Annotated in this window: 9 protein-coding genes; 1 reads left to right on the top strand and 8 read right to left on the bottom strand. The window is 63.3% G+C overall.

Features of this window, described 5'->3' with window-relative positions; genetic code table 11:
* From WA989_RS05295 to WA989_RS05265, 7 genes are all read right to left on the bottom strand, one after another.
* Nucleotides 1-240: hypothetical protein (locus WA989_RS05295; protein ID WP_424339462.1), on the bottom strand; the 240-nt coding region annotated here is incomplete at its 3' end.
* A complete protein-coding gene (locus tag WA989_RS05290) occupies nucleotides 237-566 on the bottom strand; it encodes a hypothetical protein (protein ID WP_424339461.1) in 330 nt (109 codons plus the stop codon). The genes WA989_RS05290 and WA989_RS05295, both read right to left, overlap by 4 nt.
* Nucleotides 567-568: 2 nt before the next feature.
* Nucleotides 569-892 carry a hypothetical protein gene (locus WA989_RS05285; RefSeq protein WP_424339460.1) on the bottom strand — a complete coding sequence of 108 codons (324 nt, stop codon included), beginning with the start codon at nucleotides 890-892 and terminating at the stop codon, nucleotides 569-571.
* A complete protein-coding gene (locus tag WA989_RS05280) occupies nucleotides 889-1,077 on the bottom strand; it encodes a hypothetical protein (protein WP_424339459.1) in 189 nt (62 codons plus the stop codon). Before WA989_RS05280 ends, WA989_RS05285 begins: the two co-directional genes overlap by 4 nt.
* Nucleotides 1,074-1,526 (bottom strand): hypothetical protein, encoded by a 453-nt coding sequence (locus WA989_RS05275; protein WP_424339458.1) that lies wholly within the window; start codon nucleotides 1,524-1,526, stop codon nucleotides 1,074-1,076. Before WA989_RS05275 ends, WA989_RS05280 begins: the two co-directional genes overlap by 4 nt.
* Nucleotides 1,519-1,995, bottom strand: a complete 477-nt coding sequence (locus WA989_RS05270; RefSeq protein WP_424339457.1) for a hypothetical protein — start codon at nucleotides 1,993-1,995, stop codon at nucleotides 1,519-1,521. The genes WA989_RS05275 and WA989_RS05270 overlap by 8 nt, the downstream gene beginning before the upstream one ends.
* The gene (locus tag WA989_RS05265) at nucleotides 1,992-2,300 is read right to left on the bottom strand and encodes a helix-turn-helix domain-containing protein (protein WP_424339456.1); all 309 of its coding nucleotides are present in this window, start codon (nucleotides 2,298-2,300) and stop codon (nucleotides 1,992-1,994) included. The genes WA989_RS05270 and WA989_RS05265 overlap by 4 nt, the downstream gene beginning before the upstream one ends.
* Before the next feature lie 130 nt (nucleotides 2,301-2,430).
* Between WA989_RS05265 and WA989_RS05260 the strand changes: the two genes are divergently transcribed.
* Nucleotides 2,431-2,772, top strand: a complete 342-nt coding sequence (locus WA989_RS05260; protein ID WP_424339455.1) for a helix-turn-helix domain-containing protein — start codon at nucleotides 2,431-2,433, stop codon at nucleotides 2,770-2,772.
* Between the two features lie 3 nt (nucleotides 2,773-2,775).
* Here WA989_RS05260 and WA989_RS05255 read toward each other — a convergent pair whose 3' ends face one another.
* Entirely contained in the window at nucleotides 2,776-3,117 is a 342-nt protein-coding gene (locus tag WA989_RS05255) for a hypothetical protein (RefSeq protein ID WP_424339454.1), read from the bottom strand.
* Nucleotides 3,118-3,513 lie beyond the last annotated feature (396 nt).

Raw genomic sequence — 3,513 nt, 5'->3', positions numbered from 1 at the left:
CCGCTCGAGCGCCGGATCGGCGTCGCAGCGATCGGCCCAGCGCGCCCGCATCTTCGAACAGGCCGAGCGCTTCTGGCGCGTGTGCCGGCGCAGCACGGAATTGCGAAGATCGAAGGCCTCGGCCATCAGGAAGGCCGGCAGCGTCTTGACATTGCGCACCGGCAGGCCGTGCGCCCGGATGATCTGGCGCGACAGCGCCTCGGCCCGGCGCAGATTGAGACGAAAGGCAAGCGGCGTCATCCCGCCTCCCCGGCCGCGCGCGCCTTCAGGTCCGCGCCCGCGCCGCGCTTCGGCTTTGGCAGCTTTTTCGGCTTCTCCATCCGCTTGACCAGGAAGCAGGCAATCGAGATCCAGTTGGCCCGCTCGCTCTCTTCATGCCAGAGGCTCACCACATTGCCGGCCGCCTTGTAGATCGAGGCGGCGATCCGGCTGTCACGCGCGCCATGAATGAATTGCGCCGCCGGCATCTGCCTCAGATGATTGTCGAGCCGGCGCATGCCCATCAGGTCGCGCGGATTGGCCTCCAGATGACGGATCGCCCGGCAGATTTCATAAGTGCTCGACATGGCTAGACCTCGCAGCGCGGATAGAGCGCGCGTTCGCTGAGCTTCAGAACGGCTGCCGAAGCCCGTGAAGCGCTGGTAAGGTTGGGAATTTTCCAGGCCTCGCTTGGAACACGAACACTCTCGATCTCCATGACGCGATGAACCTGGTCCGGATCGTAGCCGACATGGATCAATGCCGTCGCCGCCAGGCAGCGCCACTTGAACCAGACATCTTCCGGCAAGGCCTCCGGATCGAGATCCCTCAGAACCGAAAGGTCAGCCGCCCCCTCTCTCGCACTGGCGATCAATGCCTGCGCGCAAGCCTCTGCGGTCACGGCGCTCATCATGACGCGCCCTCACTCAGAATTGTCAGAACCTCAGCGATCATCAGGTCCACCGTGATCTCGGCAGCGCGCCGCGCCGTCTGCGGCAGCGTGATTTTCATTTCGTCGACGGTCCGGCGCGTCGCCTCGTCGACAATGTGCTGATATCGGCTCTTGCCGGCGGGGGGGGGTAAAGCCTCTACACTCATGACGCTCTCCGCCCCTCATTCGCAAACACATCGAGATGCGCGCCGGACCGGCCGGCCTCGATATCGAAGCGCGCCAGCACGTCGGTGATCTCTTCGCGCGCTTCCTTGCGCAGCCGGTCGACGGTCACCTGCGGCAGGTCGAGACAGGCATCGAGGATCTGCGCCGAGGCAAGCGCCAGCGCGTGACGCCTCGACGGACTGCCGGGATCGTTTCGCCAATGGCGCGCCAGGCACTCCCAGGCAAGCCCGGTATAGCGGTGCGGCGAGGCAGTGATGATCGCCGCATGATTGGGCCCGTTCTTCGCCTCGTCCAGCGCCAGCAAATCGTCGCTGATATGCGCGAGCTCAATGTCGCGGCCGGGGCTGACCTCCATCACCGAGCGCAGCTGCCAGAAGGCCGCGCGCTCGAGCCGCAGATCATAGCTGTTGTGTTCTCCATGCTTACCCATGGGGCTCTCCTTTCTGGTTTGATCCCCGCTGCGCTTCGCTTCGCGATGGATCGGGCTCAGGGCTGCGCTCGCCGCGAGGATGGTGGTGGGTGCGGATGTGAGCCTGGGCGGCCGCGGCAGCGGCCATGCAGGGATCAAAAGCAAAAGCCTCGCGGTGCGCGCGCTTCACGATCCGGCACGGGCCGGCAAGGTCGGCAAGATCCTCGATATGCGCCCCGAAGGGCGAAGGGCTCGCATGCCAGGCCGCAACCAGCCGGCGCAGCCCGTCGACCCGCCGATAGATTGCCATCGTGTCCTGGAAGACAGGCCGGGTCCCGCCGATCGAGACGGAACGCTGCGCCTTCCCGACCAGCCAGACAGCATTGGCCAGCCGGCCCCTCGCGCAGGCGCCGCGCGTCTCGATCAACTCTTCGACCGCAAGCGCGAGCTCATGGCCCGCCTCGAGATATCGCACCAGCGCCGGGCTCATGAGGCGAGCGCCTTCTTGGATTGATCCCCGCTGTCGCGATGGATCTCGCTCAGGGCTGCCGCCTCGATCGCCTCGCCGGTTTCGGGATCGACCGGATCGGCATAATTGGCGGCATCGCACACCCCATCCGTGACGAGTTCCAGCCGGCAGCGCGTGTCACGGTACTGCGGATGCTGTTTGCCGGCGCAGTATCGCCAGGCCGTCATCTGTGCGACGCCGAGCCGCCTGCCGAGCTCGCGTGTGGTCAGACCGTTGGCCCTGCGCCAGTAATCCAGACGGGTTATCGGGGAAGTTTTTTTCGACACTGACCTAGCCTTAATAATCGTTTCCGGTTTATTGGCTGGTGTGATTTGCTTAGAGCCGCAACCCTCTTTTTTCCAAATTAAACCGGAAACGGCATTCTCTAGGCAACGCGACCTGCCCGAAACTGCAAGGATGGAAGCGCGAGACCTGCAACATTCTCACTTCGTCGGCCGCCGGATGCGCGAAGCTCGAAACGAGCTTGGCTGGACGCAGATGGAGATTGCCGAAAAGCTGAACACGTCTCAGGCCGCGGTGCATCGCTACGAAACGGGCCGGCGGCCTGTCAGCATTGATTTTTTGGTGACGATTGCTGCTCTGCTCGGCAGGCCTGTGGCGTACTTCATCGAGCAGGGGGACGGCCTGACCGATGAAGAGCGCGCCCTGATCTATTGGATGCGTAATAACCCCGATGATGCGGCGGTCGTAATCGCCACATTTCGCAGCCTTAAGAACCGGTCAGGGAACGCCGCCTAAGCGCTAGATTTCCCAAGGCTCCTTGGGCTCATAGAGCCGGTCGACAGCTTCCGACTGCACCCAAAGCGCCGCTAAATGCCCGACAGATGAGCCGGCAACCATCGCCCAGCTAAATTGCCCCAGCTCGATCTCTGGCGTCAGAGCGAGGCCGAGCCAAGAAACAATCCAGCATCCGCGCCCGAACGTGTCGGCTGGCACCAACAGCCGGCCGCGAAGCGGCAGCCTCCTGATCAGCGCCCAACTTGCAAAGAGTGTCGCGGGTACGATGACGATGAGCACCAGAAAACCGGCGTTCACGAGAAGCAGCAGCGCGGCCCTGTAAACGCCAAACATCTCTGGTGACACAGCCTTCTCCCAGGTTGCCCTCACTTTGCCAGCAGAACCCTACTCTCATAAATTACAAACCTGTAATTATTCGTTTGCGGTGTAGACTAATTAATCGTTTGTGGTTTATCGGTTCCCCATCAGCCAAGGGAGGCCCGTTTTGCAGAAGGCAATCGCGAGACTGAATACGATCAGCCCTGAGCCCGATCCGTCGCGCATGCGGGGATCAGTTCAAGGCAGCCCTGAGCCTGATCCATCGCGAATGCGGGGGTCAATTCAGGCAAGTCCGGGCGCGGAAGAAAGGCCGCCGCGGACCCTCGGGCCGGCCGCAACCCTCCCCGCGCCTGCCGGCCTGGCTGAGCCACAGATCCGGAGCGTCCCTCGCCAACAAGGTCCCCAGCCTGGCGGCTCCGGATC

Origin of the sequence: Henriciella sp., assembly GCF_049649345.1 — a bacterium.
Lineage (GTDB): Bacteria > Pseudomonadota > Alphaproteobacteria > Caulobacterales > Hyphomonadaceae > Henriciella.
This window is presented reverse-complemented; position numbering and strand designations above follow the sequence as displayed.

Coding starts and splice junctions, on each gene's coding strand:
- WA989_RS05270 (WP_424339457.1), bottom strand. CDS start 1,995: ATGAGCCCGGCGCTGGTGCGATATCTCGAGGCGGGCCATGAGCTCGCG.
- WA989_RS05285 (WP_424339460.1), bottom strand. CDS start 892: ATGATGAGCGCCGTGACCGCAGAGGCTTGCGCGCAGGCATTGATCGCC.
- WA989_RS05260 (WP_424339455.1), top strand. CDS start 2,431: ATGGAAGCGCGAGACCTGCAACATTCTCACTTCGTCGGCCGCCGGATG.
- WA989_RS05290 (WP_424339461.1), bottom strand. CDS start 566: ATGTCGAGCACTTATGAAATCTGCCGGGCGATCCGTCATCTGGAGGCC.
- WA989_RS05280 (WP_424339459.1), bottom strand. CDS start 1,077: ATGAGTGTAGAGGCTTTACCCCCCCCCGCCGGCAAGAGCCGATATCAG.
- WA989_RS05275 (WP_424339458.1), bottom strand. CDS start 1,526: ATGGGTAAGCATGGAGAACACAACAGCTATGATCTGCGGCTCGAGCGC.